The 2206-nt window shown below is 63.2% G+C and carries 1 protein-coding gene; it reads right to left on the bottom strand.

Translation table 11 applies throughout. The features are described from left to right. Positions 1 to 2206: immunoglobulin-like domain-containing protein (locus tag DBR24_RS19505; protein ID WP_305889106.1), on the bottom strand; the 2206-nt coding region annotated here is incomplete at both ends.

Here is a 2206-nt window from a genome sequence, read left to right as displayed (position 1 = left end):
ACAGCGTCAATGGCATCACCATCAATGCCAACAGCACCAACGGCACGGTGCTCGGGTTTTCACTGCCGTTGGTGAAGCTGATGTTCTTGATCGCCTGCATGTAGTCGGCGAGCGTCGCATTACCCGACAGGGTCAGGGTCACCGTGCCGTTGGTGCTGTTGGCATTGATGGTGATGCCATTGACGCTGTTGCCCAGGTTCAGCGCATCGCCGTCCTGACGGTTGGTCAGCACAATGGTCGCGCCAGTGAGCATGGTGCTGTCCGGGTCGGTGATGGTCAGGTCAGTGTCGGCAATCGACACGCCGGCGCCCGGGGTGTTTTCGGTGAACGTCACCTTGTAGTCGGCACCGGTGGCGCCGCTGGAGTTGTTGGCGTCGAGGTCGATGACCGGTGGCGCATCGTTGTCGATGATCGAGGTGCTGACGCTGCCGTTGGTGCTGCTGACGGCCAGGTTCTCGAAGTTGCCGCCGGTGGCCGAGTCGATCTTGACCACGAAGTTTTCGGTGCCTTCGGTGATCTTGTCATCAATGGTCGCGACGTTGAACTGCGCGCTGCTGGCGCCCGCCGGGATCTTCACGGTGTACACGCCAGTGAAGTCCGAACCGTCGGCGGCGGTGCCGCTGTAGACGATTTTCAGGGTCACTTCGGTTTGCGCCGGGTGGTTCAGGCTGACCGTGTAGCTGGCGGTCTGGCCTTCGGTCACCGAGCTGCTGCCGGTGATGCTGACGGTGGTGGTGTCGATGGTGTCGGCGACGCTGGTCACGGCCGGTGTCGTGCTGGTGACCAGGTTTTCAAAGCCGCCGCCGCTGGTACCGGTGATGGTCGCCTGCACGGTGCCGGCGTCTTTGTAGACGTCGTCAGCCGGAGCCGGAACGGTCACGGTGCCGGAGGTTTTGCCAGCGTCGATGGTGATCACCGAGCCGTTGCTCAGGGTCACGGTCACCGGCGAGCCGGCGGCGTTGCTCAGGGTTGCGGTGTAGGTGATCTGGCCACCTTCGTTCACCGCCGGGGTCGCGCTCAGCGACAGGTTAGTGGTGTCGACGGTGTCGGTCACGGTAGTGCTGACCGGGGTTTTGTCGGCGACCAGATTTTCGTAGTTACCACCGCTCACGTTGGTGATCGAGTTGGTCAGCGGTGCATGGCCAGTCAACGCATCGTTCGGTGCGGTAGTGGTTGCGGTGCCGGTGGTCTGGCCAACGCCGATGGTGATGGTCTGACCGTTCGACAGGGTTACCACAACTGGCGAGCCAGTCACGGGAGCACCGACGGTGGCGGTGTAGACGACGTTGCCGCCTTCAGCCGCTGTACCGGTCGCGGTCAGTTTCACCGTGGTGGTGTCGATGGTGTCGGTGACGCTGGTCACGGCCGGAGCTGTGCTGGTGACCAGGTTTTCGAAACTGCCGCCAGTGGCGGTTTTGATCGTTGCCTGGACGTTGCCGGCGTCTTTGTAGACGTCGTCAGCCGGTGCCGGGACGGTCACGGTGCCGGAGGTTTTGCCGGCGTCGATGGTGATGACCGAGCCGTTGCTCAGAGTCACGGTGACTGGCGAGCCAGCGGCGTTGCTTAGCGTTGCGGTGTAGGTGATCTGGCCACCCTCGGCCACGGTGCCGGTCGCGGACAGCGTCAGGTTGGTGGTGTCGACGGTGTCGGTCACAGTCGTGCTGACCGGAGTTTTGTCGGCGACGAGATTTTCGTAGTTACCACCGCTCACGTTGGTGATCGAGTTGGTCAGCGGCGCATGGCCGGTCAACGCATCGTTCGGTGCGGTGGTGGTCGTGGTGCCGGTGGTCTGGCCGACGCCAATGGTGATGGTCTGACCATTGGCCAGGGTTACCACGACTGGCGAACCGGTTACTGGAGCACCGACAGTGGCGGTGTAGACGACGTTGCCGCCCTCTGCCGCCGTGGCCGTTGCCGTCAGTTTCACGGTGGTTGTGTCGATGGTATCGGTGACGCTGGTGACGGCTGGAACAGTGCTCGGCACCAGGTTTTCGAAGCTGCCACCAGTGGCGGTGCTGATGGTCGCTTGCACGGTGCCGGCGTCTTTATAGACGTCGTCAGCCGGTGCCGGGACGGTCACGGTGCCGGTGGTTTTGCCCGCTTCGATGGTGATCACGGCGCCGTTGGACAGCGTCACGGTCACTGGCGAGCCGGCGGCGTTGGTCAGGGTCGCGGTGTAGACAATCGAACCGCCTTCAGCGACCGA

The organism is Pseudomonas sp. HMWF006 (assembly GCF_003061205.1).
GTDB classification, from domain to species: Bacteria; Pseudomonadota; Gammaproteobacteria; order Pseudomonadales; family Pseudomonadaceae; genus Aquipseudomonas; species Aquipseudomonas monsensis.
The sequence above is the reverse complement of the archived record's forward strand: the minus strand, read 5'-3'. Positions and strand labels throughout refer to the sequence as shown.